Here is a 14,109-nt window from a genome sequence, read left to right as displayed (position 1 = left end):
CCGGCGGAGGGGGATTTCAGGATAGGAATGAAGTGATGAGCATAGCCCCTGGACAACGTTGTCAGTGCCGGGGAGACTGTCCGTGTGCCACCCGCCCTTCCTACCCTCTGCCAGGAGAACCGACTCGCATGCCACGTGACCTCATCGCCGCGCTCGACATCGGCGGCACCAAGATCGCGGGCGCCCTGGTGGACGGCAGCGGGAAGCTTCTCGTACGGTCCCGGCGCGCCACCCCCGCGCAGGAGGACGGCGCGACCGTGATGGGCGCGGTCTCGGCGGTCCTCGGCGACCTGGCGTCCGGTCCGCAGTGGTCGCGGGTGGCCGCCGTCGGCATCGGCAGCGCCGGGCCGGTGGACGCCTCGGTCGGCACCGTCAGCCCGGTCAACATCCCCGGCTGGCGGGACTTCCCGCTGGTGGCGGGGGTCCGTGAGACCACCGGCGCGCTGCCGCTCACGCTGGTCGGCGACGGGGTGGCGATCGCCGCCGCCGAGCACTGGCAGGGTGCCGCCCGCGACCGGAGCGACGCCCTGTGCATGGTCGTCTCGACCGGAGTCGGCGGCGGACTCGTGCTGGGCGGGAGGCTGCACCCCGGCCCCACCGGCAACGCCGGGCACATCGGGCACATCTGCGTCGACCTGGACGGCGACCCGTGCCCGTGCGGGGGGCGCGGCTGCGTCGAACGCATCGCCAGCGGCCCGAACATCGCCCGCCGCGCGCTCGCGGACGGCTGGCGGCCGGGCCCCGACGGCGACACCAGCGCCGCGGCCGTGGCCGCGGCGGCCCGCGCGGGCGACCCCGTGGCCCGGGCCTCGTTCGAACGGGCCGCGCGGGCGCTGGCCGCCGGGATCGCGGCGACCGCGGCCATGGTGGAGATCGAGGTGGCGGTGATCGGCGGCGGGGTTGCGGGCGCCGGGGACGTCCTCTTCGCCCCGCTGCGCCGGGCGCTGCGCGACTTCGCCACGTTGTCCTTCGTGCGGGAACTCGCGGTCGTACCGGCCCAGATGGGCACGGACGCGGGTCTGGTCGGGGCCGCCGCCGCGGCCGCGCAGGAGGTCCGGCTGGCGGGGTTCGCCGCCGTGGCGTGACGGGGCGGATCGGGGGCCGCCGGTCCGTCTCCGCTCCGACCGGCGGACGGTGACGCCGCCTACGGCCCGATGGCCACACTGTCCAGCGGGTGGACCGGGTACCGACCCGGGCGCTCCTCGCGGAAGGCGAGCCGAGTGCCGGTCCGCCTCGCGACATGCCAGTTCCCGTACCCACAGCGGCCGGGCTGGAGGAGCACGGTGCCGCACCGACCCGCCCACCGGGCCCGGGCGCCCACCGGCGGCGTGCCCGGGAGCGACAGCCGAGGGCGCGGCGACAAGATCCTGGCCACTCCGCGGTCAGCCGCCCCTAAGCTGGTGCGCCAAGCACGGCCGCGTACGAGGGGAACCGGACAGGTGGCAACGGGGGACAGGGGCTCGGACCTCACCGGGCGACTGCTGGGCGGGCGCTACCGCGTCACCGGTCAACTCGGCCGCGGCGGCATGGGGGTCGTCTGCCGGGCGGTCGACGAGGTGCTCGGCCGGGAGGTCGCCGTCAAGGTGCTGCGCGCCTTCACCGACGCGTCCGCGGGCGAACTGGCCGATCTACGTGCCCGTATGCGGCGGGAGGCGCGCGCCGCCGCCCGGATCCGGCACTCCGGCGTCGTCACGGTCCACGACGTGGCGGACGAGGCGGGGCTGCCGGTCATCGTCATGGAACTGGTCGACGGGCCGTCCCTGGACGACGTACTGGACGAGCGCGGCCCGCTCGGCCCCCGCGAGGCGGCGGCCATCGGAGCCGAGGTGCTCGACGCCCTGGACGCCGCCCACCAGGTCGGAGTGCTGCACCGGGACGTCAAGCCCGGCAACATCCTGCTCGACCGCACCGGCAGAGTGGTCCTCACCGACTTCGGCATCGCCAGCATGGAGGCGCCCGACGACGGCGCGACGACCCGGCTGACCCGCAGCGGCGAACTCATCGGCTCCCTGGACTACCTCGCGCCGGAACGCGCCCAGGGCCAGGAGCCCGGCCCCGCGTCCGACGTCTGGGCGCTGGGCATGACGCTGTACGCGGCGGTGGAGGGCTCCTCCCCGTTCCGCCGCACGTCCGTGTGGTCCACGCTGACCGCGATCGTCACCGAGCCGCTGCCCGAGCCCCGGCGGGCGGGTCCGCTGGCGCCCGTGCTGCTCGCGCTGATGGCCAAGGACCCGGCGGCCCGGCCGACCGCGGCGCGGGCCCGGCGGATGCTGGAGGCGATCGCGGACGGCACGGCCCCTCTGGTCCCCGGCCCTCCGGTGCCCGGTGCGGACCGTACCCCCACCGCACCCGATGTGCGCGCGGGAGCCGTACCGCCGCCGGGATTCGGCCCGGCTCCGGGGACCGAGCCCGTGGTCGCCCGCGGCGGTGGTGACCCCGCGGCGGGGCCGGCGCCCGCGCGGCGCCGCCCCGGGCGCGGTCGGCTGGCGCTCGCGGCCGCCGTCGCCGCGGTGCTGCTGGCGGGCGGCGGGGTGACGTACGCGCTGGTCGGCGGGGACGGCGGCGAGACCGTCGGGGCCGAGCCGCCGGGATCGCCGGCGACGACGCCGGAAGCCGGGGCACGGTCCGGCGGTGGCGCGGCCGACGGGAAGCCCGAGCGCGGGAGCACCGAGGCGACCCGCGAGGGCAAGCCCTCCCCGAGCCATGGCGAGGACCGCGAGGAGGACGGCGGCAAGGGTGACGAAGACGGGGATGGCGGCTCACCGGCCGGCGGCTCCGACGGCTCCGGCGAGGGCACGGACAGCGGCGGCGGATCCGACGACGGCGGGAACGGCGACGGCGACGGGGGCACGTCATCGGGAGGCGGTACCGATCCCACCACCGCCCCCGCACCGGTCTGCCACGGCATCGGCGGCGGCAAGCACAACTGCGACGTGTGGCGGAAGTCGACCTCCTACACCGGGAGCGGGGAGCCGGTCGGGGTGCTCAACGAGGGCCTCAACTACTTCTACTGCCAGGCGGATCTGGGTCGCAGGGAGACGTACGGGAAGTGGACCAACGTGTGGTGGGCCAAGACCGACGACGACAGCGGCAACACCGGTGTCTACGTCAGCGTCGTCTACGTCAAGGGCGGCGGCAACGACCAGCCCGTCCCCGGCCTGCCGGTCTGCTGAGGGGGCACGCCGACATGGCCGCCGCTGACCGGGACCGACGGCATGGGCGGCAGGCGCCGCCGCGCCACCGGCGTTTCCGTGGCAGGGTGATGCGGGCAATTCTCGGGTGGCGACAAAAGGGGGAAAACCGTGATCGTCTGGCTGAACGGCGCGTTCGGTGCGGGCAAGACCACTGCGGCCCGCGCTCTGGTGGATCTGCTCCCCGGCAGCACGCTGTACGACCCGGAGCTGGTCGGAGCGGGCCTGCGCGTGATGCTGCCGCACAAGCGGCTGGCGGAGGTGACTGACTATCAGGATCTGCCGTCCTGGCGGCGGTTGGTGGTGGAGACCGGGGCGGCGCTGTACGCCGAGACGGGTGGCCCGCTCGTGGCTCCCATGACCCTGCTGAGGCAGGACTACCGGGATGAGATCTTCGGAGGCTTCGCCTCCCGCCGGATACCGGTCCGCCATGTCCTGCTCCGTCCCGACGAAACGATCCTTCGCGAACGGATAGACCAGCGTGAGGAGGTGCCCGGCGACCCCGAGGCGAGTGAATCGGTGCGCCGCTGGTGCCGGGACCATCTCGCGCCGTACCGAAGCGCGCTGGCGTGGCTGGGTGCCGACGCCCATGTCGTCGACACCACCGGGCTCACGCCCGCGCGGACCGCGGAGCGGGTCGCGGACGCGCTCCGCCGCGGGGCGGGCACCTGCGACATCGTCCAGACCCCGGAGCCGGGGTCCGCGACCGTGGCGGCCGGGGTCCTGCTCTTCGACGAGCGGGACCGGGTGCTGCTGGTGGACCCGACGTACAAACCCGGCTGGGAGTTCCCCGGCGGGGTCGTGGAGAGCGGGGAACCACCGACCCGCGCCGGGATCCGCGAGGTGGCCGAGGAGTTGGCGGTACGGCTCGACGGGCCGCTGCGGCTGCTGGTCCTCGACTGGGAGCCGCCCCGGCCGCCTGGCCACGGCGGCCTGCGGCTGCTGTTCGACGGCGGCCGGCTGGACCCGGAGGCGGCGCGGCAGGTGACTCTGCCCGGTGAGGAACTGCGCGGCTGGCGCTTCGTCACCGAGCACGAGGCGGCCGGGCTGCTGCCGCCGGAACGGCTCCACCGGCTGACGTGGGCACTGCGGGCGCGGGAACGGGGCCGCCCGATCAACCTGGAGGCGGGCACGCCGGTGGGCTGAGCGGTTCCCTCTGGCGGTCTCGGGTTCGCCTTCCTGCGGTCGGCTGTGGGGTACGTGGGCGTCTACTGGCTGGTGGCGGGGGCGCCTCCCGGCAAGGGGCGGTGCGGGTACGTGGGCGTCCACCGGCCGGTAGCGGGGCGCGCTGTGCCGGTGGCGGGGTCGGTGCCCCTCCGGGGCGTCTCCTCGTACGGCGAGCCTACTGGTCCGCCGAGGGGTGGGCCGGTGATTGCTTCACCTTCTGCGGGGAGCGCCCCTGCACGGCCCCTCCCGCCGGTCCGGCGCCTGACCGCCGGCGGGGGCCGATGCCGACCACGTACCCGGTCCGGGCCGGTGTCGGCCGCGTACGCCGCCCCCCGTAACCCCTCGCCTGTACTTCGGCAGGCCGACGCCATGCGCGTATCCCGGGCGGGATGGTGCCACCGGCGGGCGGTCGCGTACGAGGCGGGAGGGGCGTGCAGGGGCACTCCCCGCAGGACGGTGAACCAAGTACCGGCCCACCCCGCGGTGGACCAGTAGGGTCGCCGTCCGAGTGGGGGCACCTCCCAGCGGCCGCGCTGGGGGAGCCCCGGAGGGACCCGACCCCGCCACCGGCGCAGGCGCACCCCGCAACGACGCAGGAGGCAACCCCCGCCGCCGGCGGCAGGCGCACCCCGACCCCGCCACCCGGCGCGCGCGGTACGCACCCCACGGCCCCCGCCGGGAGGCGCACCCCACGGCGTAGGTACCCCGTGTCACGGCCCCCAGCCGGGAGGCGCTCCGTTCAGCCCTGGTGCTTCCTGGCCGCCTGCGCCATCGCGTACTTGCGCAGGAACAGCGCCTCCGTCAGCGACAGCCGCTCCAGTTCCCGCGGCGACACGCTCTCGTTGGGCGCGTGGATCTGCGCCTCCGGCTCGCTCAGGCCGATCAGCAGGATCTCCGCCTCCGGGTACAGCGCGCCCAGCGTGTTGCACAGCGGGATGGAGCCGCCCTGTCCGGCGATGGCCATCTCCTGGCCGTCGTACGCCTCGCGCATGGCCTCGCCCATCGCGGTGTACGCGGGGCTGCCGGTGTCCGCTCGGAACGGCTGCCCCTGGCCGACCTGCTCGACGGCCACCCGCGCGCCCCACGGGGCCGCGTTGTGCAGATGGGCCGTCAGCAGCTTGGTGGCCTCGGCCGCGTCCGTGCCCGGCGGCACGCGCAGGCTCACCAGAGCCCGCGCGCTCGCCTGGACGGACGGGGTGGCGTCGGCGACCGTCGGGCAGTCGATGCCGATCACGGTCACGGCGGGGCGCGCCCAGATGCGGTCGGCGACCGTACCGGAGCCGATCAACTCGACCCCGTCCAGCACCTTCGCGTCCCCGCGGAAGTCGTCCTCGCCGTACTGGAGGCCCTCCCAGGATGTGGCCGACACCAGGCCGTCGACGGTGGTGGAGCCATCCTCGGCGCGCAGCGAGTCCAGGATGCGGATCAGCGCGGCGAGCGCGTCCGGTGCGGCGCCGCCGAACTGCCCGGAGTGCAGATTGCCTTCCAGGGTGTCCACCTGGATCCGCAGCATCGTCATGCCGCGCAGCGTCGCGGTCACGGTCGGCAGCCCGACCCGGAAGTTCCCGGAGTCGCCGATGACGATGGCGTCCGAGGTCAGCAACTCCGGGTGGGCCTCGGCGTACCGCTCCAGACCGCCGGTGCCCTGCTCCTCCGAGCCCTCCACGATCACCTTGACGGCGACCGGTACCCCGCCGTGCTCCTTGAGCGCCCGCAGCGCGATCAGGTGCATGATCAGGCCGCCCTTGCAGTCGGCGGTGCCGCGCCCGTACCAGCGGCCGTCGCGCTCGGTCAGCTCGAACGGCGGGGACAGCCACGCGTCCTCGTCCAGCGGCGGCTGTACGTCGTAGTGGGCGTAGAGCAGCACCGTCGGGGCGCCGGCCGGACCGGGCAGGAAGCCGTAGACGGACTGGGTGCCGTCCGGGGTGTCGAGCAGCTCGACGTCCTGGAACCCCTCCGCGCGCAGCGCGTCCGCGGCCCAGCGCGCGGCGCCCTCGCACTCGCTCACGGGGAACCGGGCAGGGTCCGCGACCGAGCGGAAGGCCACGAATTCGGTCAGTTCGCTCTTGGCCCGCGGTATGAGTGCGGCGACGGACGCGGCGAGATCCATGGGAACGCTCCTCGGGTGCACGGCGTTGGGCACATTGTTGGGCACGTATGTACGACTTGTGTGCCGTCGATCATCCCACAGTGAGCGTCGGACCCCTCGCGCCGTAGGATGCGGAAAGAGCCGGAAGCGACGGGTCCGAGGTCAGTCGAGTGGGAGCGGAAGCACACGTGAGCAGCGACAACGCAGCCCAGGGCAAGGGTTCGGTGTGGGACGTCGTCGTAGTCGGAGGAGGCCCCGCGGGTGCCTCCGCGGCATACGCGGCCGCCTGCGCGGGACGCCGGGTGCTGCTGGTGGAGAAGGCCGAACTGCCTCGGTACAAGACGTGCGGGGGCGGCATCATCGGCCCCTCCCGCGAGGCGCTGCCGCCGGGCTTCGAGCTGCCGCTGCGGGACCGGGTGCACGCGGTGACGTTCTCGCTGAACGGCAAGCTGACCCGTACCCGCCGCTCCAAGCAGCCGCTGTTCGGGCTCATCAACCGCCCCGAGTTCGACGCCGGGCTGGTGGCGGCGGCCAGGGACGCGGGCGCCGAGATCCGAACCGGCGCCGCCGTCTCACGGGTTGAGCAGCACGGCCCGTCCGTGCCCGACCGGCGGACGGTCGCCGTGGTGCTGGCCGACGGCGAGACGGTGCTGGCGCGCGCGGTGGTCGGCGCGGACGGCAGTGCGAGCCGCATAGGAGCGCATGTCGGGGTCAAACTCGCCCAGGTGGATCTCGGTCTGGAGGCGGAGATCCCGGTTCCGCCGACGGTCGCGGAGGACTGGGCGGGCCGCGTGCTCCTCGACTGGGGCCCGATGCCCGGCAGTTACGGCTGGGTCTTCCCCAAGGGCGACACGCTGACGGTCGGAGTGATCTCGGCACGGGGCGAGGGCGCGGGTACCAAGCGCTATCTGGAGGACTTCATCGCCCGGCTGGGCCTCGCCGGGTTCGAGCCGACCATCTCCTCCGGGCATCTGACCCGGTGCCGTTCCGACGACTCGCCGCTGTCCCGTGGCCGGGTGCTGGTCTGCGGCGACGCCGCGGGCCTGCTGGAGCCATGGACACGTGAGGGCATCTCCTTCGCGCTGCGCTCGGGGCGGCTCGCGGGGGAGTGGGCGGTCCGGATCGCCGAGGCGAACGACGCGGTCGACGCCCGCCGCCAGGCCCTGAACTACGCCTTCGCGATCAAGGCGGGGCTGGGGGTCGAGATGGGCGTCGGACGGCGGCTGCACACGGCGTTCTCCCGCCGTCCGGGGGTGTTCCACGCCGCCGTCACGGGGTTCCGGCCGGCGTGGCGGGCGTTCACGAAGATCACGCGGGGCACGACGAGCCTGGCGGAGATCGTCCGTACGCATCCGACGGCGCGGCGGGCGCTGACGGTGATGGACCGCGGCTAGCCGCGACGGCACGCGTCCGGCGGCCCGGGCCCTGCCCGGGCCGCGGTTCCGTTGCCCCGTTCCTCGCGAGGCGACGGGCCCGTCCTCACATGACGTACGGGCGCCAGACGTCCGACGCGGTACACGGGGGCGCGGGGCGACGCGCCGCAGTTCGTGCCGCGGCGGCCTCGCCGCCACCCCGTCGAAGCAGCCGCCGCCCTCCCAGCCCCAGCGCCGCGGATGCGCCTGGAGCGGCTACTCCCCGTGGAGTACGCGCGACCACCGCACTCGGCGGACGCCGCCGCGCGCCCGCGCGGTCTAGCGTGGCCGTATGAGTGTGGGCGAGGGACGGGCGCGGTGGCGCGGCGGCCGACCGGGGCGGTGGCTGCCCCCCGGGCCGTGTCCGCGCGCCCTGGCCCCGGGGCGCGGCGCACCGGACGGCGCCGGCTCCGGCGCGGACGGCCCGCTCCCGCTGCCCTGGCGGTCCACACTCCTGCTGCTGCTCTTCACGCTCGTCGGTACGGGCTTCGCCGCGCGGAACCAGCCCGAGCGCGCGGACCTGGACCCGTTCGCCCTCACGCTGCTCGTCCTCACCCCCGCCCTGCTGGTCCTGCGTCACCGCCGTCCGGCGCTGACCGTCCACGGCGTCGCCGTGGCGACCCTGCTCTACCTCGGCGCGGGCTATCCGTACGGACCGATCCTGGTCAGCGTCGTCGTCGCCTCGTACGCGGCGGTCGTGGCGGGCCGCCGCCACGCTGCCTGGGCCGCGCTCGGCATGCTGTGGGCGGGCCATCTGCTGATCACCCACTGGCTGTACCGGTGGCTGCCGCCGGGTGGCGACGACGCGGCCGGGTGGGGGCAGGAACTGGCGGTCGCCGCCTATGTCACGGCGGTGCTCGCCGCCTCCGAACTCGCCGCCGCCCGCCGCGAGCAATGGGCCCGCGAACGCGCGGAGCGGGCGGCGGCCGAGCGCCGCCGGGCCGACGAGGAGCGGCTGCGGATCGCCCGCGAACTGCACGACGTGCTCGCCCACAGCATCTCCGTGATCAACATCCAGGCGGGCGTGGGCCTCGCCCTCCTCGAACAGGACCCCGAGCAGGCCCGTACCGCCCTGACCACGATCAAGGCCGCCAGCAAGGAGGCGCTCGGCGAGGTCCGCCAGGTGCTGGACACCCTGCGCGCGCCCGGTGCCGCGCCGCGCGCGCCCGCGCCGGGCCTGGACCGGCTGCCGGAGCTGACCGCACAGGCGGCGGACGCCGGACTGACGGTGGCCGTCACCGCCGAAGGCCCGCGGGCCCCGCTGCCGCCCGGCGCCGACCTGGCCGCCTTCCGGATCGTGCAGGAGGCGCTGACCAACATCGTGCGGCACTCCGGATCACGCACCGCGCGCGTGCTGCTGCACTACGCGCCCCACGCGCTGGAGGTGACCGTCGACGACGACGGCCCCGCCACCGGCGACGGCGGCATCACCGGCGGCGGCAACGGCCTGATCGGCATGCGTGAGCGGGCCGCGGCCCTGGGCGGCTCGGTGGCCGCGGGCCCCCGCCCCGACGGCGGGTTCCGGGTCCGCGCCCGCCTGCCGGTCGGCGCCGACGCCGACGAGACGGCGAGCCCCGCCCCTGAGACCACACCGCAACGCGCCACCGAGCCCGCCCCCGGGAAGGAGAGGTCTTGATCCGCGTCACCCTCGCCGACGACCAGGTCCTGGTCCGCGCCGGATTCCGCGCCCTGCTCGACGCCCAGCCCGACATCGAGGTGGTCGGTGAGGCCGCCGACGGCGAGCAGGCGGTCGCGCAGGTCGCCGAGCTCCACCCCGACGTGGTCCTCATGGACATCCGCATGCCGCTGCTCGACGGGCTCGCCGCGACCCGCCGGATCACCGGGGACCCGGAGCTGTCCGGAGTCAGAGTGGTCATGCTCACCACCTTCGAACTCGACGAGTACGTCTTCGAGGCGATCCGCTCCGGCGCCTCCGGCTTCCTGGTCAAGGACACGGAGCCGGACGAACTGCTGCGCGCGGTGCGGGCGGTGGTCGAGGGCGACGCGCTCCTCTCGCCGGGCGTCACCCGTACCCTGATCGCCGAGTTCGCCGCCCGCTCCAAGGAGCCCGCGGCGGACGCGCGGCTGGCGGAACTGACCGAGCGGGAACGGGAGGTGATGGCGCTGGTCGGCATCGGGCTGTCCAACGAGGAGATCGCCCGCCGCCTCGTCGTCAGCCCGCTCACCGCCAAGACCCACGTCAGCCGCACCATGGTCAAACTGGGCGCCCGCGACCGCGCCCAACTGGTCGTCCTCGCTTACGAGTCGGGCCTGGTCCGCCCCGGCTGGCTCGGCTGACGGCGGGGCGCTCGGAGCGGCCCCCTGGCAGCGGCGCGCCTCAGAACAGCGCCTCCGCTTCGGGCGCCGTCGCAGACCTCACCTGAGCGGTCGTCACGGCGCCCGGCTCGGCCGCCTCCAGCGCCCAGCCCGCGAGCTGCCGTACGTCCAGCAGGAGCCCCCGTCCGTCCGCCGCGCGCAGATACACATCCGGCCCGGCCACCGCCTCGACCTCGCCCGCCACGGTGCGGCCCGCGGCGAGCGCGAGCACCCCGTGGGCCGGGGCCGCGCCACGCACCCGGTCGAGGTGGAAGGCCGCGTCGTGGTGCACCGGGGCGAACGGCGCCGCGGCCAACGACTCAGGCAGCCCGGGCAGCGCCCGCGCCATGCCGTACAGCGCGGCCAGTTCGGCGGCGCGCGCCTCCCGCTCCAAAGGATCCCGCCGCGCGGCGCGCTTGGCCGCGTACGGGAACCTGTCCGGCACGCCGAGCCCCGCACCCAGCACGGCCTCTGCCCGCCGCGCGGCCATCAGCGGTCCGCGGCCCAGGAGCGTGAAGGAGAGCGCGGCCTGCTCCAGCAGCCGGGCGCCCTCACGCTCGGCCGCCGTGATGCCCACCTTGATCAGGCCGGGGGCGAACCAGGCGAGATAGACGTCGTAAGGGCGCGGGTCGTCGGCGCGGGTGTCGGCCGCGACGGAGTACGAGCGGTCCAGCCGCGCACAGTCCGGGCACTGCGCGGAGACGGCGGAGGCGGACACCTCCGCGGCCACGGGGCACCGCGTGTGCCGCGCGCCCCGGGTCACCCCGGCGCACTCGCGCCGCGCCCCGGTGGTGAACGCCAGCGGGCGCCCCGCAGGCAGCGGGGAGGTGCGCTCGCCGCGTGTGCCGTGCCGCCAGACCAGGGCGGGCCCGGAGCGGTCCCAGCGCAGCCCGGCGCACCGCCATTCGGCCGCCGGGGTCATCGCCGTCCGACCACCGCGGTCATCGCCATCGATCGCGTCACGGGCGTCCGCTCACCGCGTGCCCGTCACCGGCCACCTGCCGCGTTGCTCCGAACCGCCGCAGGACGCCGACCACGCGCACGGCGAAACCGGCGCCGGCGACGAGCCCGGCGCCCCGCAACCAGGCGCCTTCCCAGGCACGGTCCAGCACTCCGAACAGCGCAGGGGAGGCGGCGGCGAGGAACAGGGCGCCCGCCAGCAACAACCCGGTGGCGACGGCGAATCCGATCTCCACGGTCACCGCGTCGCGCGCGGCCTGGTCACGGGTCCCCGCCCCCATACGTCAGCCCTTCGTGTGCTGCACGGGGCCGCCCCGCCGCGCGGTCCCGTTCTCCTTCGCCGGTTTGCGGCGCACGTACAGCTGCTTGCGCACGCGTGCCACCACCGTACCGTCGGCGGCGACCACCTCGTTCTCGAACCAGGGCAGAGCCTTGCCGCCGTCGGCGGTCGCCTCGCGGATCTCCCGCAGCCGCTCCTCGGTGAGCGTGAAGTCGGCGAACACGTCGCCGCGGCCCGGCGCGACGAAGTCGATCTCGCCCGCCTTGTCCCAGACGATGTAGTCCCGGCCGAGGCTGTTCATGGCCAGCAGCATCCAGAAGGGGTCGCCCATCGCGAAGAGCGAACCGCCGAAGTGGGTGCCCACGTAGTTGCGGTTGAAGCGGTGCATCCGCAACCGGACGCGCGCACTGCTCCAGTCCTCGGCCATGTGGACCACCCGTACGCCGGAGAAGAGGAAGGGCGGCCACAGGTTCATACCGCGGCGCAGGGTCTGCGGCGACAGCGTTCTACGCGACATGGCAGGACGCTAACACGGTTTGTTACCCGTCGGTAGCCTTGGCTTGATCCCGCGGGTGCGGGCCCTGCCCGAAGGTGATCGCCGAGGTCTCGCGCCACAGCCGGGCCACCGCCTCGTCGCCGGTCGTGGCGACGGTGCCGCGCGGCGGCCGGTTCCACAGGGCGAGGTACAGATCGGCGGCCGCGCCGCGCAGTTCGCAGTCGGCCGTACCGGTCTCGTCCCGTACCGTGCGGGGCACGTCGTCGGTCAGGCGGACGGTCCACACGTCCGAGGTGTCGGTGGTCCGCACCCGCAGGGTGTACGGCACCTCGGTCCGCACCCGGCTGCGGGGCCGGGAGTGGAAGCCGGCGAGCAGCTCGTCGATGCCGTCGGCCGCGAAGCCGGCGTCGAAGGGCGAGAGGTCCGCGCCCGCCGCGGTCTCGGCGTCCACCCGGTGGACGGCGGTCTCGTGGGCCTGCCGGCGGGCCCAGAAGGCGAGTGGCGAGGGGGCGGGCAGGAAGGCGAAGCAGTCGATGTCGGGCGGGGCGTCCTCGAGGGTCCGTACCAGCGCGCGGTGGCCCTCCTGGTACCAGTCCAGGAGCGCGTCGCCGTCCAACGCGGGCTCCTCGGGCGGTGGTACGCGCGCGGGCAGGCCCTCGGCCACGAACCGGGCGGCGAAACGGTGCACCACGCCGGTGTGCGCGACCAGGTCCCTGACCCGCCACTCGGGGCAGGAGGGTACCGGGGCGCCCGTCCCCGCCATCTGAGCGGCCTCGCCCAGCAACTGGCCCTCGTGTTCCAGCACTTCGATGAACTCGTCGGTCTTCATGGGCGGGAGTCTGCCAGCCTGCCGCCCCGGGGCCCGCGACCGTGCCCCGGCCGGCCGAACCCCACGCGGCGCGCGAGCGGGCGACAGGCGCCGCCCGTATTTTGTTCCACGTCGTCACAAAGTGAGAATGGGGACGTGACCCAGACACGGACAAAGCTGGAGCGGGGCCGCGGCGCCCTCGGCCCGGCGCTGGAGCTCGTACACACCGGCCGCGCGCCCACCCGCGCCGTGCTCACCGCGGAACTCGGCGTGACCCGCGCTACCGCCGGCGCCGTCGCCGCCGAACTGGAGGCGCTCGGCCTCATCCAGGTGGACGCGCGCCCCGGCGGCGCGGCCGGCGGCCAGGGCCGCCCCTCGCACCGGCTGGCCATCGCCCCGCGCGGCCCGGTCGCCCTCGCCGCGCAGGTGCACGCGGACGGCTTCCGCGCCGCGCTGGTCGGACTCGGCGGCCGGATCGTGGCCACCGCGCCCGGCTGCATGACGGTCTCCGCCGACCCCGCGCAGGTCCTCGACGCCGTCGTCGCGGCGGGCGCCGGGCTGCTCCGCGAGACCGGCCATCGCTGCGTGGGCGCGGGGCTGGCCGTGCCGTCCGCGGTCGCCCAGCCGGAGGGCACCGCGCTCAACCCGCTGCACGTGGCCTGGCCCGCGGGCGCGCCCGTCCGCGAGCTGTTCCGCCGCAGCCTCGACGCCGCCGGGCTCCCGCAGCCCGCGTTCGCGGGAAACGACGTCAACCTCGCCGCCCTCGCCGAGCACCGGCACGGTGCGGGGCGCGGCGCCCAGCACCTGCTGTGCGTCGCCACCGGCCACCGCGGTGTCGGCGGCGCGCTGGTCCTCGACGGGCGGCTGCACACCGGGAGCGCGGGCCTCGCGCTGGAGGTGGGCCATCTGACCGTCAACCCCGAGGGAGCGCCCTGCCATTGCGGCAGCCGCGGCTGCCTGGACATCGAGACCGACCCACTGGCCTTCCTCACCGCGGCCGGCCGTGAACCGGGCCCGGAGGAGTCGCTGCTCCAGCAGTCCCGCACGCTGCTGCGCGAGGCGTACCCGGACGCGGACCCGTCCGTACGCGCGGCGGCACACCAGCTCATCGACCGGCTCGGGCTGGGGCTCGCCGGGCTGGTCAACATCCTCAACCCGGACCGCATCATCCTGGGCGGCCTGCACCGCGAGCTGCTGGCGGCCGCCCCGGAGCGGCTGCGGGCGGTCGTGGCCGACCGCAGCCTGTGGGGACGCAGCGGCGGCGTCCCGATCCTGCCCTGCACCCTCGACCACAACAGCCTGGTGGGCGCGGCCGAGCTGGCCTGGCAGCCGGTCCTCGACGACCCGCTTGAGGCACTGGGCGCGGTGGTCTGAGGGGCCGGGGAACCGG

Annotated in this window: 12 protein-coding genes; 7 read left to right on the top strand and 5 right to left on the bottom strand. The window is 75.3% G+C overall.

Features of this window, described 5'->3' with window-relative positions:
* Window positions 1–128 precede the first annotated feature (128 nt).
* The 3 genes from ACQUSR_RS03805 (at window position 129) to ACQUSR_RS03795 (ending at window position 4,337) form a co-directional block, all read left to right on the top strand.
* Window positions 129–1,085 (top strand): ROK family protein, encoded by a 957-nt coding sequence (locus tag ACQUSR_RS03805; RefSeq protein ID WP_431041098.1) that lies wholly within the window; start codon window positions 129–131, stop codon window positions 1,083–1,085.
* A 354-nt stretch (window positions 1,086–1,439) separates the two neighbouring features.
* Window positions 1,440–3,173 carry a serine/threonine-protein kinase gene (locus tag ACQUSR_RS03800; protein WP_431041097.1) on the top strand — a complete coding sequence of 578 codons (1,734 nt, stop codon included), beginning with the start codon at window positions 1,440–1,442 and terminating at the stop codon, window positions 3,171–3,173.
* A gap of 129 nt (window positions 3,174–3,302) precedes the next feature.
* Complete coding sequence (locus tag ACQUSR_RS03795) at window positions 3,303–4,337, top strand: NUDIX hydrolase (RefSeq protein WP_431041096.1); 1,035 nt, start codon at window positions 3,303–3,305, stop codon at window positions 4,335–4,337.
* Window positions 4,338–5,097: 760 nt separating this feature from the next.
* Here the strand turns inward: ACQUSR_RS03795 and ACQUSR_RS03790 are convergent.
* Window positions 5,098–6,468 (bottom strand): dipeptidase, encoded by a 1,371-nt coding sequence (locus tag ACQUSR_RS03790; RefSeq protein ID WP_431041095.1) that lies wholly within the window; start codon window positions 6,466–6,468, stop codon window positions 5,098–5,100.
* 167 nt (window positions 6,469–6,635) lie between these two features.
* On the opposite strand from ACQUSR_RS03790, the gene ACQUSR_RS03785 reads away from it, so the two are divergent.
* From ACQUSR_RS03785 to ACQUSR_RS03775, 3 genes are all read left to right on the top strand, one after another.
* A complete protein-coding gene (locus ACQUSR_RS03785) occupies window positions 6,636–7,841 on the top strand; it encodes a geranylgeranyl reductase family protein (protein WP_431041094.1) in 1,206 nt (401 codons plus the stop codon).
* Between the two features lie 310 nt (window positions 7,842–8,151).
* Entirely contained in the window at window positions 8,152–9,495 is a 1,344-nt protein-coding gene (locus ACQUSR_RS03780) for a sensor histidine kinase (protein ID WP_431041093.1), read from the top strand.
* A complete protein-coding gene (locus ACQUSR_RS03775; RefSeq protein WP_431041092.1) occupies window positions 9,492–10,157 on the top strand; it encodes a response regulator in 666 nt (221 codons plus the stop codon). The genes ACQUSR_RS03780 and ACQUSR_RS03775 overlap by 4 nt, the downstream gene beginning before the upstream one ends.
* Before the next feature lie 40 nt (window positions 10,158–10,197).
* Here ACQUSR_RS03775 and ACQUSR_RS03770 read toward each other — a convergent pair whose 3' ends face one another.
* The 4 genes from ACQUSR_RS03770 to ACQUSR_RS03755 are packed head-to-tail and all read right to left on the bottom strand — an operon-like array spanning window position 10,198 to window position 12,740.
* On the bottom strand, window positions 10,198–11,097 hold the full coding sequence (locus ACQUSR_RS03770) for a DUF2797 domain-containing protein (RefSeq protein ID WP_431041091.1): 900 nt from the start codon (window positions 11,095–11,097) through the stop codon (window positions 10,198–10,200).
* A gap of 37 nt (window positions 11,098–11,134) precedes the next feature.
* Window positions 11,135–11,416: a DUF6332 family protein gene (locus ACQUSR_RS03765; RefSeq protein ID WP_431041090.1), complete on the bottom strand. Its 282-nt coding sequence runs from the start codon at window positions 11,414–11,416 to the stop codon at window positions 11,135–11,137.
* Between the two features lie 3 nt (window positions 11,417–11,419).
* On the bottom strand, window positions 11,420–11,932 hold the full coding sequence (locus ACQUSR_RS03760) for a DUF4442 domain-containing protein (RefSeq protein WP_431041089.1): 513 nt from the start codon (window positions 11,930–11,932) through the stop codon (window positions 11,420–11,422).
* 22 nt (window positions 11,933–11,954) lie between these two features.
* Window positions 11,955–12,740 carry a maleylpyruvate isomerase family mycothiol-dependent enzyme gene (locus ACQUSR_RS03755; protein WP_431041088.1) on the bottom strand — a complete coding sequence of 262 codons (786 nt, stop codon included), beginning with the start codon at window positions 12,738–12,740 and terminating at the stop codon, window positions 11,955–11,957.
* 135 nt (window positions 12,741–12,875) lie between these two features.
* Here ACQUSR_RS03755 and ACQUSR_RS03750 point away from each other — a divergent pair, with 135 nt between their 5' ends.
* On the top strand, window positions 12,876–14,093 hold the full coding sequence (locus tag ACQUSR_RS03750) for an ROK family protein (protein WP_431041087.1): 1,218 nt from the start codon (window positions 12,876–12,878) through the stop codon (window positions 14,091–14,093).
* The last annotated feature ends 16 nt before the right edge of the window (window positions 14,094–14,109 follow it).

The sequence above is a fragment of the Streptomyces sp. P1-3 genome, from assembly GCF_050613155.1.
Taxonomy (GTDB): Bacteria; Actinomycetota; Actinomycetes; order Streptomycetales; family Streptomycetaceae; genus Streptomyces.
The sequence above is the reverse complement of the archived record's forward strand: the minus strand, read 5'-3'. Positions and strand labels throughout refer to the sequence as shown.

Excerpts from the sequence above, each read along its gene's own strand:
- ACQUSR_RS03805 (WP_431041098.1), top strand. The coding sequence starts at position 129 with ATGCCACGTGACCTCATCGCCGCGCTCGACATCGGCGGCACCAAGATC.
- ACQUSR_RS03790 (WP_431041095.1), bottom strand. The coding sequence starts at position 6,468 with ATGGATCTCGCCGCGTCCGTCGCCGCACTCATACCGCGGGCCAAGAGC.
- ACQUSR_RS03780 (WP_431041093.1), top strand. The coding sequence starts at position 8,152 with ATGAGTGTGGGCGAGGGACGGGCGCGGTGGCGCGGCGGCCGACCGGGG.
- ACQUSR_RS03770 (WP_431041091.1), bottom strand. The coding sequence starts at position 11,097 with ATGACCCCGGCGGCCGAATGGCGGTGCGCCGGGCTGCGCTGGGACCGC.
- ACQUSR_RS03765 (WP_431041090.1), bottom strand. The coding sequence starts at position 11,416 with ATGGGGGCGGGGACCCGTGACCAGGCCGCGCGCGACGCGGTGACCGTG.
- ACQUSR_RS03760 (WP_431041089.1), bottom strand. The coding sequence starts at position 11,932 with ATGTCGCGTAGAACGCTGTCGCCGCAGACCCTGCGCCGCGGTATGAAC.
- ACQUSR_RS03755 (WP_431041088.1), bottom strand. The coding sequence starts at position 12,740 with ATGAAGACCGACGAGTTCATCGAAGTGCTGGAACACGAGGGCCAGTTG.